The sequence below is a fragment of the Dechloromonas sp. A34 genome, assembly GCF_026261605.1.
Lineage (GTDB): Bacteria > Pseudomonadota > Gammaproteobacteria > Burkholderiales > Rhodocyclaceae > Azonexus.
The window spans coordinates 1,327,590-1,340,841 of record NZ_CP102486.1; the positions used below are offsets into that span (position 1 = coordinate 1,327,590).

Genomic DNA, 13,252 nt, shown 5'->3' on the forward strand with positions numbered 1-13,252 from the left:
GAAGGCGTCATGGTTTGCCGGCGCCAAGCCTAGTGCAGTCGGCTGACTTGGCGTGGGAAGGGTTGGGCCGCTTTGATCGATTCGGGCAGAGCGAGCATGGCGGCGGCGGCGGCTTCGCGCGTCGGGTAGTCGCCATAGATCACGCCAACCCGGTCGTTGCCGGACAAGCTGGAGCGATAGGCGCGAAGTTCGGCCGGGTCGAGTACCTGGGCTGCGCGCGCCAGGAAACCCTCGATTTCACCGGTGTGTGAGGCTTCGGTGGCTAGCAGCTGGATGAAATAGTGCTGGCGCGGCGCACTTTCTATCCAGCTGTCGTATTGGGCGAAGTGCTGGCGGGTCAGTTGGCCAAACCGAATGTTGGCAGGCGCTTCGGCGTTGCTGGATGCAACAGGGCGTAAAGGCGGGAAGGTCTTGGCAACAGGCTTGTCGGTGGCTGATTCGAGCGCTGGGCGGGGTTTCTCGCTGATGGCGGGGGCGGGCTGGCCGCTGAGCGAGCCGAGATTGAAGGCGCCGAGGAGCAGTAATGCAACGACGCCGCTGCCGACGATCCCCAGGAGCAGTTGTTTGGCCTTGAATGGCGCTGGCTGGCGGAGCGGGGTGAAACGGGCGTCGTGCGCGGCGATTCGAATTTCGGCGCTATCGACCTGGTGGCTGCCGCTCGAGTAAGCGGCGAGCAGGGACTTGTCGGCCAGGATGTTGATGCGTCGGGAGAGGCCTTCGGAGAGGTTGGCAATCTGTTTGACGGCGGCGTCGGTGAAGGGGTTGGGGCCGTGATAACCGGCGGCGCGCAGGCGGAATTCGATGTAGCTGGCAACGTCGTCCTGCTTGAGCGGGGCCAGGTTGAAATGCTGGGTGATCCGTTCGCGCAACTGGCGCATATCGTTGGCGGACAGTCGTTCATCCAGTTCGGGCTGGGCAAAGAGAGCGATCTGCAGCAGCTTGTTGGCCTTCGATTCCAGATTGGAGAGCAGGCGGATTTCTTCGAGCGACTCGGCCGGCATGGCGTGGGCTTCGTCGATCAGCATGACGACTCGCTTGCCGGCAGCGTAGCGTTCAATCAGTGCGTCCTGGAGGGCACGGGTCAGCGAATGGGTGGCCTTGCCGTCGGTTGGGACGCCAAGCTCGTCGGCGATGGCGCCGAGAATTTCCTGACGGGAGAGCGAGGGATTCGCCAGGTAGAGCGTTTCGACATTGGCCGGCAGTCGTTCGAGCAGCATGCGGCAGAGCATGGTCTTGCCGCTGCCGACTTCACCGGTGACCTTGACGATGCCTTCGTCCTGGGTAATGGCGTAGATCAGGGCATCGAGCGTTGGGCCACGGTTGGCGCCGGAGAAAAAGAAATCGGTATGCGGGGTGATGCGGAACGGCGGTTCGCGCAGTCCGAAGTGTTCAAGGTAAAGGCTCACTGACGGCTCCAGCCTTCCATGCGGTTGTAGAGCGTCGTGCGATTGATGCCCAGGCGGCGCGCCGCCTGGCTCATGTTGCCGGCGCTGAGTTCGATGGCGGCCTCGATATAGGCGCGTTCCCAGAGCTCCAGGGTGGCGTCGAGGTTCAGGCGGGCGGCGTTCTGCAAATGTTTGCGGGCGGCCTGGCGGGCGTGTTCCAGATCGTCTGCGGCGAGTCCTCCGGCCTCTGTCGATGGGCTGTCGACGACGTCGCTGGCCTCGAATTCGGCTAGCAGTTGCTCCGGTGAAATGGCCTGGCCGGCATGGCGGGTGGTGAGCCGGATGACGATATTGCGCAGTTCGCGAACATTGCCGGGAAACGCGTAATCGAGCCAGATCGCTTCCGCCGCCGGCGTCAGTGTGAAAGCCGGCAGATTGGCCTGGCTAGCATAGATTCTGCGGAAGTGGTCGAGCAGCAGCAGGCGGTCGGCGCCGGTTTCGCGCAGCGGCGGGACGGCCACAGTGAATACCGACAGGCGATGGAAAAGATCGGCCCGGAAGCGCCCGGCCCGAATTTCCTGGCGCAGGTCGCGGTTGGTCGCAGCGATGACTCGGGCCCGGGAAATCCGGGTCTGCGTTTCGCCGACCCGCTGGTATTCGCCATTCTCGAGGACGCGCAGCAGCTTGGGCTGAAGTTCGAGGGGCAGTTCGCCGATTTCGTCGAGAAACAGGGTGCCGGCATCGGCATCTTCAAAGTAGCCGGTCTTGGCTGTGTTGGCACCGGTAAAGGCGCCTTTGGCGTAGCCGAACAGCGTCGGTTCGAGCAAGGTCGGCGAAATGGCGGCGCAATTCAGGGCGAGGAAGGGTTTCTGGCGGCGTTCGGTCAGGCGGTGCAGGTAATGGCTGGCAGCGATGTCCTTGCCGCTGCCCGATTCGCCTTCGATCAGCACGGGAAAGCCGAGATTGGCATATTGCCCGAGTTGCAGTCGCAGACGCTGCATCGGCAGGCTGTCGCCGATCAAGCCTTCGCCTGAGGCGCCGCGTCGGTTGCCGGTGAAACTCAGGGTTTGGCGGAGAAGTGTCGCCAGGCGACCCGGGTCACAGGGTTTGCCGACGAAATCCACAGCTCCCAGGGTGCGCGCATGGCGGGCATTGTCTTCATCGTTCTGGCCGGAGAGCACGATGATTTTCATTTCGGGGGAAAGTGCCAGCAGGTCGCTGATCAGGGCAAAACCTTCATCCGGTCGGTGCGGGAACGGTGGTAGTCCGAGGTCGACCAGGGCCAGTTGCGGGGCTTGGCGCAATTGGCCGAGCAAGGTCATGGCATGCGGACGGGAATGGCTGGTGACGACATCGAACTCTTGTGCGAAAGCGAAGCTGAGCGATTCGGTAATTAGCGCATCGTCATCGACAATCAGCAGAAGAGGCTTGGCAGCAGACAAGGACGCAACATTCCATATGAAATTTGTTCGATTATAGCCTCGCTACTTCCGGGCGTTGGCAGGCGCTTCTGATAAAATCGCCCGACTTTTTCCAAGGAAAGCGCTTTGCCCGAAGACAATCTGGTCGATATCGAAGACCTCCACTTCAACTATGACGGTCGACCCGTGCTTCAGGGAATCAACATGAAGATTCCGCGCGGCAAAGTGGTGGCCATCATGGGGGGGTCCGGCTGCGGCAAGACAACCTTGCTGCGCTGCATCGGCGGCCAGTTGCGACCAAGCGCCGGGCGCGTCCGCCTGGAACAGCACCGGGTCTGCGAAATGTCGCATGACGAGCTGTATCGGCTGCGCCGCAAGATGGGCATGCTCTTCCAGTTCGGTGCCTTGTTTACCGACATGTCGGTGTTCGATAACGTGGCTTTCCCGATCCGTGAGCACACGGATCTGTCGGAAGAAATGATCCGCGATCTCGTCCTGATGAAGCTTGAGGCAGTCGGGCTGCGTGGTGCGCGTGGCCTGATGCCGGGAGAGTTGTCCGGCGGCATGGCGCGGCGGGTGGCGCTGGCCCGTGCCGTAGCACTCGACCCGATGCTGGTCATGTACGATGAGCCGTTCACCGGTCTCGACCCGATTGCTCTGGGGGTCATCGGTCAATTGATCCGCAAATTGAACGATGCGCTGGGGGCGACCTCGATCATGGTCACTCACGATGTCCAGGAGTCGCTGCTCATCGTCGATTACATCTATTTCCTGAATGGCGGACAGGTGGTGGCCGAGGGTACTCCAGATGAAATTCGGGCGTCCAAGGATCCATTCGTGCACCAGTTCGTTCATGCCAAGGTCGATGGGCCGGTGCATTTCGACTATCCAGCGCCGTCGGTGCGCCAGGAATTTCTGAGCGGGGTGCCGAATGCTTAACCCGGTCTCCCTTGTGCGTAAACTCGGTCACGCGATGGTCGAGCGCATCTGGCGCCTGGGCTTCGCGGCGCGCTTCATGGCCGCAGTTATTCTTTATTCCGGGGCTTCGTTTCGCCGTTTGCCGCTGACCTTGCGCGAGGTCTATGTCAGCGGTGTCCTCTCGCTGTTGATCATTCTGGTCTCCGGCCTGTTTGTCGGCATGGTGCTCGGCCTCCAGGGCTACGAAACGCTGCAGCGTTTCGGGTCGACCGAGGCGCTCGGCATCATGGTGGCCCTCTCGCTGACCCGGGAATTGGGCCCGGTGGTCGCCGGGCTGTTGTTCGCCTCGCGCGCAGGCTCTTCGGTGACCGCCGAAATCGGCCTGATGAAGGCCACCGAGCAGTTGAAGGCAATGGACATGATGGCGGTCAATCCGATTGCCCGTGTCGTCGCGCCGCGCTTCTGGGGCGGTGTGATTTCGATGCCGCTACTGGCGGCGCTTTTTTCATCGATGGGCGTCCTCGGTGGCTGGCTGGTCGGCGTCGTTTTCATCGGGGTCGATGATGGTGCCTTCTGGTCGCAGATGCAGGCTGGCGTCGATTTTCGCTACGACATCGTCAACGGTGTCATCAAGAGTTTTGTTTTTGGCATCGCGGTTTCGCTGATCGCCGTTTTCGAAGGCTACGATTCGGTGCCCACAGCCGAAGGTGTCTCACGGGCGATTACCCGCACCGTAGTGACCTCCGCGCTGACCATTCTGGCGCTGGATTTCGTTCTGACTTCGTTCATGTTCCGGGGAACTTCATGAACCGTACCGTTCTCGACCTCTGGGTCGGCTTCTTTGTTGCTATTGGCATTGCCGCGCTATTGTTTCTGGCACTCAAGGTCGGCAACCTTTCGTCGGCGCACCTGTCCGAAACCTACGTGCTCCAAGCCAAGTTTGATAACATCGGGGGCCTGAAAGTGCGCGGTCCGGTGAAGAGTGCCGGCGTGGTGGTCGGCCGGATCGCCGATATCCGGTTTGATCCGGTGAGCTACGAAGCGGTGGTCACCTTACATGTTGACGGCCGTTACCAATTCCCGAAAGACACGTTCGCATCGATCTACACGGCAGGATTGCTTGGCGAACAATACGTCGGTCTCGATGTGGGCGGCGACGAGAAAATGTTGAAGGCAGGCGATACGATCGCCAAGACACAGTCGGCCGTGGTTCTGGAAAAAATGATTAGCCAGTTTCTATTCAGCAAGGCTGCAGACGGACAGGATACAAAATGACTTTGATGCTCGGTGCCTCGGGGGGGCTGTGTGGCGCAAGCTTTGTGCTTGTGGCCTGCTGGTGCTCGGGCTTTCCGGATCAGTAATGGCGGAGGGAAACCCCCGCGACCCATATGAAGGTTTCAATCGCTCCATGTTCGCCGTCAACGAGGTGGTAGACACTTATGCGGCAAAGCCGGTTGCTCAGGTGTACGACAAGGCGGTGCCCTTGCCGGTCAAGGCGGGGGTTGGCAACTTCTTCGGCAACGTCGGCGATTTGTGGATTGGAGTCAACGGGGCGCTGCAGGGAAAGTTTGGCGACGCCGGCATCGATTTTGGGCGACTGCTGATCAATTCGACGGTAGGTATCTTCGGACTGTTCGATGTGGCCAGCGAACTGGGACTCGAAAAGCACGAAGAGGATTTTGGTCAGACACTGGCCATCTGGGGGATCAGCGACGGAGGCTATCTGTTCTGGCCGATCATCGGGCCCCGCTCTGTCCGCGATACAGCCGGCTGGGGGGTTGATACCACGGTCGATCCGGTTGGTTTCGTTTATCCGATCGCCAGTCGCAACGGGCTTCGTGCCCTGCGCTTCGTCGATATCCGGGCCAGTCTGCTGCCTGCCGACAAGGTGGTTGAAGAAGCGGCGCTCGATAAATATGCCTATATTCGCGACGCTTATCTGCAGCGTCGCCGTAACCAGATTTTTGATGGCCGCCCGCCGCGGCTCGATGACTGACCTGACTGAAAATTGACGATGAAAAAGCTTCTTTCCTTCTTTCTTGCTGCGTTTGTTGCTTCCTCTGTTATCGCCCAGGAGGCGCCGGACGCGTTGATTCAGCATGTGACAGAAGATGTACTGGATATCATCCGTAAGGACAAGGAGATCCAGAATGGCAATACCAACAAGGTGATCGAGCTGGTCGACAAAAAAGTGTTGCCGCATTTCAACTTTTCGCACATGACGGCGCTGGCCGTTGGCAAAGACTGGCGGAAAGCTACGCCGCAGCAACAGCAGCAACTGACAGCAGAGTTCAAGACATTGCTGGTGCGTACCTACTCCAACGCGCTGACCAGCTACAAAAACCAGAAAGTTGTCTACAAGCCGTTCAAGATGAATCCCGGGGATAGCGATGTGCTTGTCCGCACTGAGGTTATTCAGCCGGGCAGCAAGCCGGTGCAACTTGATTACAGCCTGGAAAAGCTTGACGCCGGCTGGAAGGTTTACGATGTGGTCGTTGCCGGCATCAGTCTGGTGACCAATTATCGCGACCAGTTTGGCCAGGAAATTCGCAATGCTGGGATTGATGGCCTGATTGCCTCGGTTGCCGCCAAGAACAAGTCGCTGGAAGCCAATCTGGCCAAGGCCGACAAAAAATGATCGAACGTGAAGGCGGGCGCCTTGCCGTTAAGGTGCCGCTGACTATGGCCAATGCGCGCGGCTTGCTGGAAGCAGGTCGGGTTGCTTTGCAGCCGGGTGAGCAGGTTTTTGATTTCTCGGCAGTCAACGAAGCCGATTCGTCGGCTATCGCGGTGATGCTCGGTTGGCTGCGTGCCGCAGAGCCATCCAATTCGACGGTCAAGTTTGCCCATATCCCGGCGGGTGTGCGCTCGCTGGCCGAGCTCTACGGCGTTACAGAACTTCTTCCCCTGGCTTGAGGGGAGCATGGCTGCTGCTGTTTCCATCGTTGACGTCGTCAAGCATTTTGGTTCGCTTCAGGCACTGGCTGGTGTTTCCCTGGAGATACAAGCTGGTGAGTTTTTCGGATTGTTGGGGCCGAACGGTGCCGGCAAGACGACGCTGATTTCGTCGCTGGCAGGGCTCGTTCGACCGGATTCGGGCAGCCTGAAGGTGCTTGGTCACGATGTAATCAAGGATTTTCGCCAGGCCCGCCGCCTGCTCGGTGTCGTCCCGCAAGAACTGGTGTTCGATCCCTTCTTCAACGTCCGCGAGACCTTGCAGATCCAGTCCGGCTATTTCGGTATCCGCAAGAACGACGACTGGATCGACGAAATTCTCGAAAACCTCGATCTGACCAGCAAGGCCAACGTCAACATGCGGCGGCTGTCGGGCGGCATGAAACGCCGCGTGCTGGTCGCTCAGGCACTGGTGCACAAGCCGCCGGTCATCGTGCTCGATGAGCCAACGGCCGGCGTCGATGTCGAACTGCGGCAGGGTCTGTGGCAGTTTGTGCGTCGTCTGAACGGCGAGGGCCATACCATCATCCTGACCACGCATTACCTCGAAGAGGCCGAAGCACTGTGCGGCCGGATTGCGCTGATGAAGCAGGGGCGCGTCATTTCGCTCGATACGACGGCTAATCTGATGGCGGGCTATCCCGGAGCGTCTCTGGAAGAGGTCTTTGTCCGGACGATGAATCGATGATCGGTTTCTGGACGCTTTTCTACAAGGAGTTGCTGCGCTTCTGGAAGGTTGCCTTCCAGACCGTGGCGGCGCCGGTGTTGACGGCCTTGCTCTACCTGATGATTTTTGGCCATGTGCTCGAAGACCATGTCCTGGTCCATGGAGTGCGTTACACCAGCTTTCTGATCCCGGGGCTGGTGATGATGCAGGTCTTGCAGAATGCTTTCGCCAACTCGTCGTCCAGCCTGATTCAGGCCAAGATCACCGGTTCCATCGTGTTCGTGCTCTTGCCGCCCATTCCCTACAGCGCCTTCTTCGCCGCCTATGTCTTGGCGGCAATGGTCCGTGGACTGATGGTCGGTGTCGGCGTCCTCCTGGCGACGCTCTGGTTTGCCGAGTTGAAAGTGGTGGCGCCGTTGTGGATTTTTGTTTTTGCCCTGTTGAGCGGGGCGCTCTTCGGGGCGCTCGGCATGATTGCTGGTATCTGGGTCGAGAAGTTCGATCAGTTGGCTGCCTTCCAGAACTTTCTGATCATGCCGTTGACTATGCTTTCAGGAGTTTTCTACTCGATTTACTCGCTGCCGGCGTTCTGGCAGAGTCTGTCGCATTACAATCCCGTCTTTTACATGATTGACGGCTTTCGTTATGGCTTTTTCGGTGTCTCCGACGTGGCGCCAGAATTTAGCTTGGTAGTCGTTTTTGCCTGCTTTGCGGTCGTCTCCTTATTGACGCTGAATCTGCTCAAGCGCGGCTGGAAATTAAGGACCTGAACCCATGATGCACCCCGATCAAATCAAAGAACTCATTCTCGCCGGCATGGCCTGCGAGCATCTCGCCCTCGATGGCGACGGCCAGCATTTCGAAGCGCTCGTGGTCAGCGCCGAATTTATCGGCAAAAGCCGCGTCCAGCGCCAGCAGCGCGTTTATCAGACCCTCAAGGAAAAGCTTGCGACCGGGGAGTTGCATGCCCTTTCCTTCAAAACCCTGACCCCGGAAGAATGGAGCGCCCAGCGTGGATAAGTTGTTGATTCAGGGCGGTAGCGCTCTTTCCGGCGAAGTTGCCATTTCCGGTGCTAAGAATGCGGCGCTGCCGATTCTCTGTGCCTCGCTGCTCACGGCCGAACCGCTGCATTTGACCAATGTGCCGCATCTCAACGATATTTCGACGATGCTGCGCCTGCTCGGCGACATGGGCGTCGGCGTGACGATGGATGGCGTCGATGGCCTGGTGCTCAATGGCAGCGGACTGAACAATCCGGTGGCTTCCTACGAGATGGTTAAGACCATGCGCGCCTCGATTCTGGTGCTCGGGCCGCTGGTTGCCCGCTGTGGCGAAGCGCGCGTATCGCTGCCCGGCGGCTGCGCCATCGGCGCCCGTCCGGTCGATCAGCACATCAAGGGCTTGCAGGCCATGGGCGCCGAGATCAAGGTCGAGCAGGGCTACGTCCATGCCAAGGCGACCCGTCTGAAGGGGGCGCGCATCTGTACCGACATGGTGACCGTGACTGGCACCGAGAACCTGATGATGGCGGCCTGTCTGGCCGATGGCGAAACGATTATCGAAAATGCCGCTCGCGAGCCCGAGGTGGTTGACCTGGCCAATTGCCTGGTCAGCATGGGCGCCCGTATCTCCGGCGCCGGCACTGACGTCATTCGTATTCAGGGTGCCGAGAAGCTGCACGGGGCAACCCATGCCATCATGCCGGACCGCATCGAAACCGGTACCTATCTGTGCGCAGCTGCCGCCACCGGCGGCAACATCCGTCTGTTGAAAACCTCCGCTGCCTACCTCGATACCGTGGTCGACAAGCTGATGGATGCCGGCTGCGAGGTCACTGTCGAGCGCGATGCCATCCGGTTGCAGGCGCCGCAGCGCCTGAAGGCAGTCAGCCTGCGCACCGCGCCCTATCCCGCATTTCCGACCGACATGCAGGCCCAGTTCATGGCGATCAATTGCATTGCCGACGGCGTGGCGACTATCCGTGAAACCATTTTTGAAAACCGCTTTATGCACGTCAATGAATTGATGCGCCTCGGCGCCAACATTCAGATCGAAGGCAACAACGCCATCGTGCGCGGGGTTGATCGCCTGGAGGGGGCGACCGTCATGGCGACCGACTTGCGGGCTTCGGCTTCGCTGGTCATTGCCGGTCTGGTGGCCCAAGGCGAAACGCTGATCGATCGTATCTACCACCTGGATCGTGGCTACGAGCGGATCGAGGAGAAGCTGGCGAAGCTCGGAGCGAGTGTCAGGCGGGTCCACTAAGGCGGGTCGTTTCGGCATTGAATCGCTTAGCTCAAGACCTTGCTCCGCAGAAAAGCGAAAATAATGCTTTGCAGAATTGAAACAGTGCTCCATACTGCGCGTTCGGGATTTCCAGGCAGTGTTTTGTTCCTGCGCCGTACTCCGGTTTGTCAGCTCCTCGGTCTTGGTTCTCGTATTGTTTGGGCGTAAGCCTGTTAAATTTTTTCCAAGGAAGCTATAAATGGCAACTGGTACCGTTAAGTGGTTCAACGACTCCAAAGGTTTTGGTTTTATCTCCCCGTCTGAAGGTGGTGAAGATCTCTTCGCTCACTTCTCTGCCATCCAAGGCAACGGTTTCAAGACTCTGGCCGAAAACCAGAAGGTGACTTTCGATATCGTCACCGGCCCGAAGGGCAAGCAGGCTGCAAACATCCGCCCGGCTGAATAAGTCCGGCGTCGCCTGTATCAAGAAAAGCCCGGTTTTCCGGGCTTTTTTGCGTTTACGCCCAGCGTTTTGCGGTGTTCATGGCTGTCCCCCGGCTTTGCGGTAAAATCGTGCTTTTATAACGAGAATTCCCCGTGAACGGCATTACCATCGCCCTTTCCAAGGGCCGCATTTTCGACGAGACCCTGCCGTTATTGGCTGCCGCCGGGATCGTTCCGAGCGAAAACCCGGAAACCTCGCGCAAGCTGATCATTGAGACCAACAAGCCAGATGTGCGTGTCGTCATCGTGCGTGCCACCGACGTCCCGACCTATGTCCAGTATGGAGCCGCCGATCTTGGCGTGGCCGGAAAGGATGTATTGATCGAGCACGGCGGCGAAGGGCTTTATTCTCCGCTCGACCTGAAGATCGCCAAGTGCCGGATGATGGTTGCCGTGCCCGAGGGTTTTGACTATCAGAATGCGGTGCGCCAGGGCAATCGTCTGAAGGTCGCCTCCAAGTACACCAAGACGGCACGGGAACACTTCGCCGCCAAGGGGGTCCATATCGACCTGATCAAGCTTTACGGCTCGATGGAACTGGCGCCGCTGGCCGGCCTGGCGGATGCCATCGTCGACCTGGTGTCGACTGGCGGTACGCTGAAGGCCAACAAGTTGCTCGCGGTCGAGCATGTCGCCGACATTTCAAGCCGCCTGGTGGTCAATCAGGCCTCGCTCAAGGTCAAGCGCGACACCCTGCAACCGATTATTGACGCCTTTGCCCGGGCGGTGGAGAAGTAACCCTTATGGTCGCGATCAAACGACTGGCGACGGTCGACGCCGATTTCTCGGCAAAAATGGATGCTCTACTTGCTTTTGAGGCAGCGCAGGACGAAGGCATCGAACGCACGGTGATCGGCATCCTGGCTGATATCAAGGCGCGCGGCGATGCCGCGGTGGTCGAGTACACCAACAGGTTCGACCGCTTGGCGGTCAATGGCATGGCCGATCTCGAGTTGACCAAGGCGGAAATGCAGAAGGCGCTCGATGGCCTGCCGGCCGTGCAGCGCCAGGCGCTGGAAGCGGCCGCCCAGCGCGTTCGCATCTATCACGAGAAGCAGAAGCTGGAAGGCTGGCGCTATACCGAAGCCGACGGCACCATGCTCGGTCAGATGATTACGCCGCTCGACCGCGTCGGTCTCTACGTGCCGGGCGGCAAGGCGGCTTACCCCTCCTCGGTGCTCATGAACGCGATTCCGGCCAAGGTGGCTGGCGTCAAGGAACTGATCATGGTGGTGCCGACGCCCGGCGGCGAGCACAACCAGTTGGTGCTGGCGGCAGCCTGCCTGGCTGGCGTCGACCGCGTATTTACCATTGGTGGCGCACAAGCCGTCGGGGCGCTGGCTTACGGCACGCAGACCGTGCCGCAGGTCGACAAGATCGTCGGTCCTGGCAATGCCTATGTCGCCTGCGCCAAGCGTCGGGTGTTCGGCATCGTCGGCATCGACATGGTGGCCGGTCCTTCGGAAATCCTGGTCGTCGCCGACGGCAGCAGCGATCCGGACTGGGTGGCGATGGACCTCTTCTCGCAGGCCGAACACGACGAACTGGCGCAATCGATTCTGATCTGTACCGACGCTGCTTTTATCGATCGCGTTCAGGCCAGCATCGAAAAGCTGTTGCCGACTATGCCGCGCCGTGCGGTCATCGAAACCTCGCTGACCGACCGGGGCGCGCTGATTCACGTCCGCGATCTCGAAGAAGCCTGCGCCATCGCCAACCGCGTTGCACCGGAACACCTCGAGTTGGCGCTGGCCGATCCCGATCCATGGGTCGAAAAAATTCACCACGCTGGGGCCATCTTCATCGGTCACTACACCTCGGAATCGCTTGGCGACTACTGTGCCGGCCCGAACCACGTGCTGCCGACTTCCGGTAGCGCGCGCTTCTCATCGCCACTCGGCGTCTATGACTTCCAGAAACGGACCAGCCTGATCAAGGTCTCGAAGGCTGGCGCGCAGACGCTGGGGCGCATCGCCTCGACGCTGGCTCACGGCGAAGGTTTGCCGGCCCACGCCAAGTCGGCCGAGTTCCGGCTGGAAAATTAAGCCGGAAACGATATTGAACGCAGCCCTTCCCGAATCGCCAAGCCGCCCGGATCTCCGGGCGCTTTTTTTGGGATTTTCCTCGGTTGGCCTCTCCGGATTCGGCGGCGTCCTGCCGTTTGCCCGGCGCATGCTGGTCGAGGAAAAATACTGGATGACGGCCGAGGAGTTCAATGCCCAACTTGGGCTTTGCCAGTTCTTGCCCGGGCCGAATGTCGTCAACCTGGCGGTTGTCGTCGGCAAGCGTTACCAGGGGTTATCCGGCGCCATCGTCGCGCCGCTCGGCTTGCTGGCCGGACCGTTTGCCATTGTCTTGTTGCTGGCGCTCTTTTACGACCGCTACGGTGGCTTGCCCATGGTCCAGTCGATGTTGCGCGGCATTGCCGCCGTCGGCTGCGGCCTGCTTTTCGCGATGGCTTGGCGCATGGGTGCGGCCCTCAAGGAGAAGCCTGTTTTCCTGCCTTTTACGGCCTTGAACGTGGCCGCCATCGCCTGGCTACGCTGGCCTATGCCGTTCGTGATGATTGCCGGTCTGGCCGTCTCCGGCGGCATTGCTTACTGGCGCCTGGGGCGGAAATGAGCGCCGCACTCGAGCTCTTTCTCGAGTTCGCGCTGCTTTCCTTCGTCGCCTTCGGCGGGGCTACGGCCCTGCTGCCGGAAATGCACCGCGTTGTCGTCGAAAATCATCACTGGCTCGACGACACGACTTTTACCCACCTCTATGCCATTGCCCAGGCTGCACCGGGGCCGAATGTGCTGGTCGTCACCTTGATCGGTTGGGAAATTGCCGGCCTGGCGGGGGCCTTGGCGACGACGCTGGCCATGTGTCTGCCGATGAGCGTGCTCATCTACCTGCTGATCGACCGTTGGGAGAGTTTTTCTGGCAAGCGCTGGCAGAAAGCAGTCAGCATTGGCGTTGCGCCACTGGCGGTTGGCCTGGTTTTTTCCGGCGCGACGCTGATCGCGCAGGCGGCGGGTTTCGGCTGGGCGGCATGGGGCCTGGTCGCGGCGACGGTCGTCGTCAATTTGCGGAGCAAGGCGCATCCGCTGTGGCTGATCGGTATCGGGGCGGCGCTGGGTTCGTTGGGCTTGCTTTAATACCTAGCAGAAACCGTTAGCAATCTCACGGAGAT

At 59.9% G+C, this 13,252-nt stretch carries 16 protein-coding genes and 1 pseudogene; 15 read left to right on the plus strand and 2 right to left on the minus strand.

The genetic code is table 11. The features are described from left to right. Positions 1–29: 29 nt before the first annotated feature. Together NQE15_RS06660 and NQE15_RS06665 are read right to left on the minus strand one after the other, a co-directional pair. On the minus strand, positions 30–1,406 hold the full coding sequence (locus NQE15_RS06660; protein ID WP_265947722.1) for an ExeA family protein: 1,377 nt from the start codon (positions 1,404–1,406) through the stop codon (positions 30–32). Further along, a complete protein-coding gene (locus NQE15_RS06665) occupies positions 1,403–2,827 on the minus strand; it encodes a sigma-54-dependent transcriptional regulator (protein WP_265947724.1) in 1,425 nt (474 codons plus the stop codon). The genes NQE15_RS06660 and NQE15_RS06665 overlap by 4 nt, the downstream gene beginning before the upstream one ends. Before the next feature lie 105 nt (positions 2,828–2,932). Between NQE15_RS06665 and NQE15_RS06670 the strand changes: the two genes are divergently transcribed. The 15 genes and pseudogenes from NQE15_RS06670 to NQE15_RS06740 all read left to right on the plus strand — a co-directional run bounded on the left by NQE15_RS06670 (position 2,933) and on the right by NQE15_RS06740 (position 13,217). Further along, positions 2,933–3,745 carry an ABC transporter ATP-binding protein gene (locus NQE15_RS06670; RefSeq protein ID WP_265947727.1) on the plus strand — a complete coding sequence of 271 codons (813 nt, stop codon included), beginning with the start codon at positions 2,933–2,935 and terminating at the stop codon, positions 3,743–3,745. Beyond that, positions 3,738–4,532 carry a lipid asymmetry maintenance ABC transporter permease subunit MlaE gene (mlaE, locus tag NQE15_RS06675; protein WP_265947729.1) on the plus strand — a complete coding sequence of 265 codons (795 nt, stop codon included), beginning with the start codon at positions 3,738–3,740 and terminating at the stop codon, positions 4,530–4,532. The genes NQE15_RS06670 and mlaE overlap by 8 nt, the downstream gene beginning before the upstream one ends. Beyond that, a complete protein-coding gene (mlaD, locus tag NQE15_RS06680; protein ID WP_265947731.1) occupies positions 4,529–4,999 on the plus strand; it encodes an outer membrane lipid asymmetry maintenance protein MlaD in 471 nt (156 codons plus the stop codon). The genes mlaE and mlaD overlap by 4 nt, the downstream gene beginning before the upstream one ends. Before the next feature lie 133 nt (positions 5,000–5,132). After that, a complete protein-coding gene (locus NQE15_RS06685) occupies positions 5,133–5,720 on the plus strand; it encodes a VacJ family lipoprotein (RefSeq protein ID WP_265947733.1) in 588 nt (195 codons plus the stop codon). Positions 5,721–5,738: 18 nt separating this feature from the next. Beyond that, positions 5,739–6,362 (plus strand): MlaC/ttg2D family ABC transporter substrate-binding protein, encoded by a 624-nt coding sequence (locus tag NQE15_RS06690; RefSeq protein WP_265947735.1) that lies wholly within the window; start codon positions 5,739–5,741, stop codon positions 6,360–6,362. Then, positions 6,359–6,640, plus strand: a complete 282-nt coding sequence (locus NQE15_RS06695; RefSeq protein ID WP_265947737.1) for an STAS domain-containing protein — start codon at positions 6,359–6,361, stop codon at positions 6,638–6,640. The genes NQE15_RS06690 and NQE15_RS06695 overlap by 4 nt, the downstream gene beginning before the upstream one ends. A gap of 7 nt (positions 6,641–6,647) precedes the next feature. Further along, positions 6,648–7,334, plus strand: a pseudogene (locus NQE15_RS06700) (ABC transporter ATP-binding protein); the annotation flags it as partial. 29 nt (positions 7,335–7,363) lie between these two features. Continuing rightward, positions 7,364–8,116, plus strand: a complete 753-nt coding sequence (locus NQE15_RS06705; RefSeq protein WP_265947739.1) for an ABC transporter permease — start codon at positions 7,364–7,366, stop codon at positions 8,114–8,116. A 4-nt stretch (positions 8,117–8,120) separates the two neighbouring features. Next, positions 8,121–8,366 (plus strand): BolA family protein, encoded by a 246-nt coding sequence (locus NQE15_RS06710; RefSeq protein WP_265947741.1) that lies wholly within the window; start codon positions 8,121–8,123, stop codon positions 8,364–8,366. Then, on the plus strand, positions 8,359–9,612 hold the full coding sequence (murA, locus tag NQE15_RS06715) for a UDP-N-acetylglucosamine 1-carboxyvinyltransferase (RefSeq protein WP_265947743.1): 1,254 nt from the start codon (positions 8,359–8,361) through the stop codon (positions 9,610–9,612). Before NQE15_RS06710 ends, murA begins: the two co-directional genes overlap by 8 nt. Before the next feature lie 220 nt (positions 9,613–9,832). Continuing rightward, positions 9,833–10,039, plus strand: a complete 207-nt coding sequence (locus tag NQE15_RS06720) for a cold-shock protein (RefSeq protein WP_226442526.1) — start codon at positions 9,833–9,835, stop codon at positions 10,037–10,039. A gap of 131 nt (positions 10,040–10,170) precedes the next feature. Next, positions 10,171–10,815 (plus strand): ATP phosphoribosyltransferase, encoded by a 645-nt coding sequence (hisG, locus tag NQE15_RS06725; protein ID WP_265947749.1) that lies wholly within the window; start codon positions 10,171–10,173, stop codon positions 10,813–10,815. Between the two features lie 5 nt (positions 10,816–10,820). Then, the gene (gene hisD, locus NQE15_RS06730; RefSeq protein WP_265947751.1) at positions 10,821–12,122 is read left to right on the plus strand and encodes a histidinol dehydrogenase; all 1,302 of its coding nucleotides are present in this window, start codon (positions 10,821–10,823) and stop codon (positions 12,120–12,122) included. Positions 12,123–12,135: 13 nt separating this feature from the next. Next, a complete protein-coding gene (locus NQE15_RS06735; RefSeq protein ID WP_265947753.1) occupies positions 12,136–12,699 on the plus strand; it encodes a chromate transporter in 564 nt (187 codons plus the stop codon). After that, positions 12,696–13,217, plus strand: coding sequence for a chromate transporter (locus tag NQE15_RS06740; RefSeq protein WP_265947755.1), 522 nt, complete (start codon positions 12,696–12,698; stop codon positions 13,215–13,217). The genes NQE15_RS06735 and NQE15_RS06740 overlap by 4 nt, the downstream gene beginning before the upstream one ends. Positions 13,218–13,252 lie beyond the last annotated feature (35 nt).

What these genes read in the sequence shown, in the direction of transcription:
- NQE15_RS06690 (WP_265947735.1), top strand. Translation starts at nt 5,739, where the DNA reads ATGAAAAAGCTTCTTTCCTTCTTTCTTGCTGCGTTTGTTGCTTCCTCT.
- NQE15_RS06720 (WP_226442526.1), top strand. Translation starts at nt 9,833, where the DNA reads ATGGCAACTGGTACCGTTAAGTGGTTCAACGACTCCAAAGGTTTTGGT.
- NQE15_RS06695 (WP_265947737.1), top strand. Translation starts at nt 6,359, where the DNA reads ATGATCGAACGTGAAGGCGGGCGCCTTGCCGTTAAGGTGCCGCTGACT.
- NQE15_RS06685 (WP_265947733.1), top strand. Translation starts at nt 5,133, where the DNA reads ATGTTCGCCGTCAACGAGGTGGTAGACACTTATGCGGCAAAGCCGGTT.
- NQE15_RS06705 (WP_265947739.1), top strand. Translation starts at nt 7,364, where the DNA reads ATGATCGGTTTCTGGACGCTTTTCTACAAGGAGTTGCTGCGCTTCTGG.
- mlaE (WP_265947729.1), top strand. Translation starts at nt 3,738, where the DNA reads ATGCTTAACCCGGTCTCCCTTGTGCGTAAACTCGGTCACGCGATGGTC.
- hisD (WP_265947751.1), top strand. Translation starts at nt 10,821, where the DNA reads ATGGTCGCGATCAAACGACTGGCGACGGTCGACGCCGATTTCTCGGCA.
- mlaD (WP_265947731.1), top strand. Translation starts at nt 4,529, where the DNA reads ATGAACCGTACCGTTCTCGACCTCTGGGTCGGCTTCTTTGTTGCTATT.
- NQE15_RS06710 (WP_265947741.1), top strand. Translation starts at nt 8,121, where the DNA reads ATGATGCACCCCGATCAAATCAAAGAACTCATTCTCGCCGGCATGGCC.
- NQE15_RS06740 (WP_265947755.1), top strand. Translation starts at nt 12,696, where the DNA reads ATGAGCGCCGCACTCGAGCTCTTTCTCGAGTTCGCGCTGCTTTCCTTC.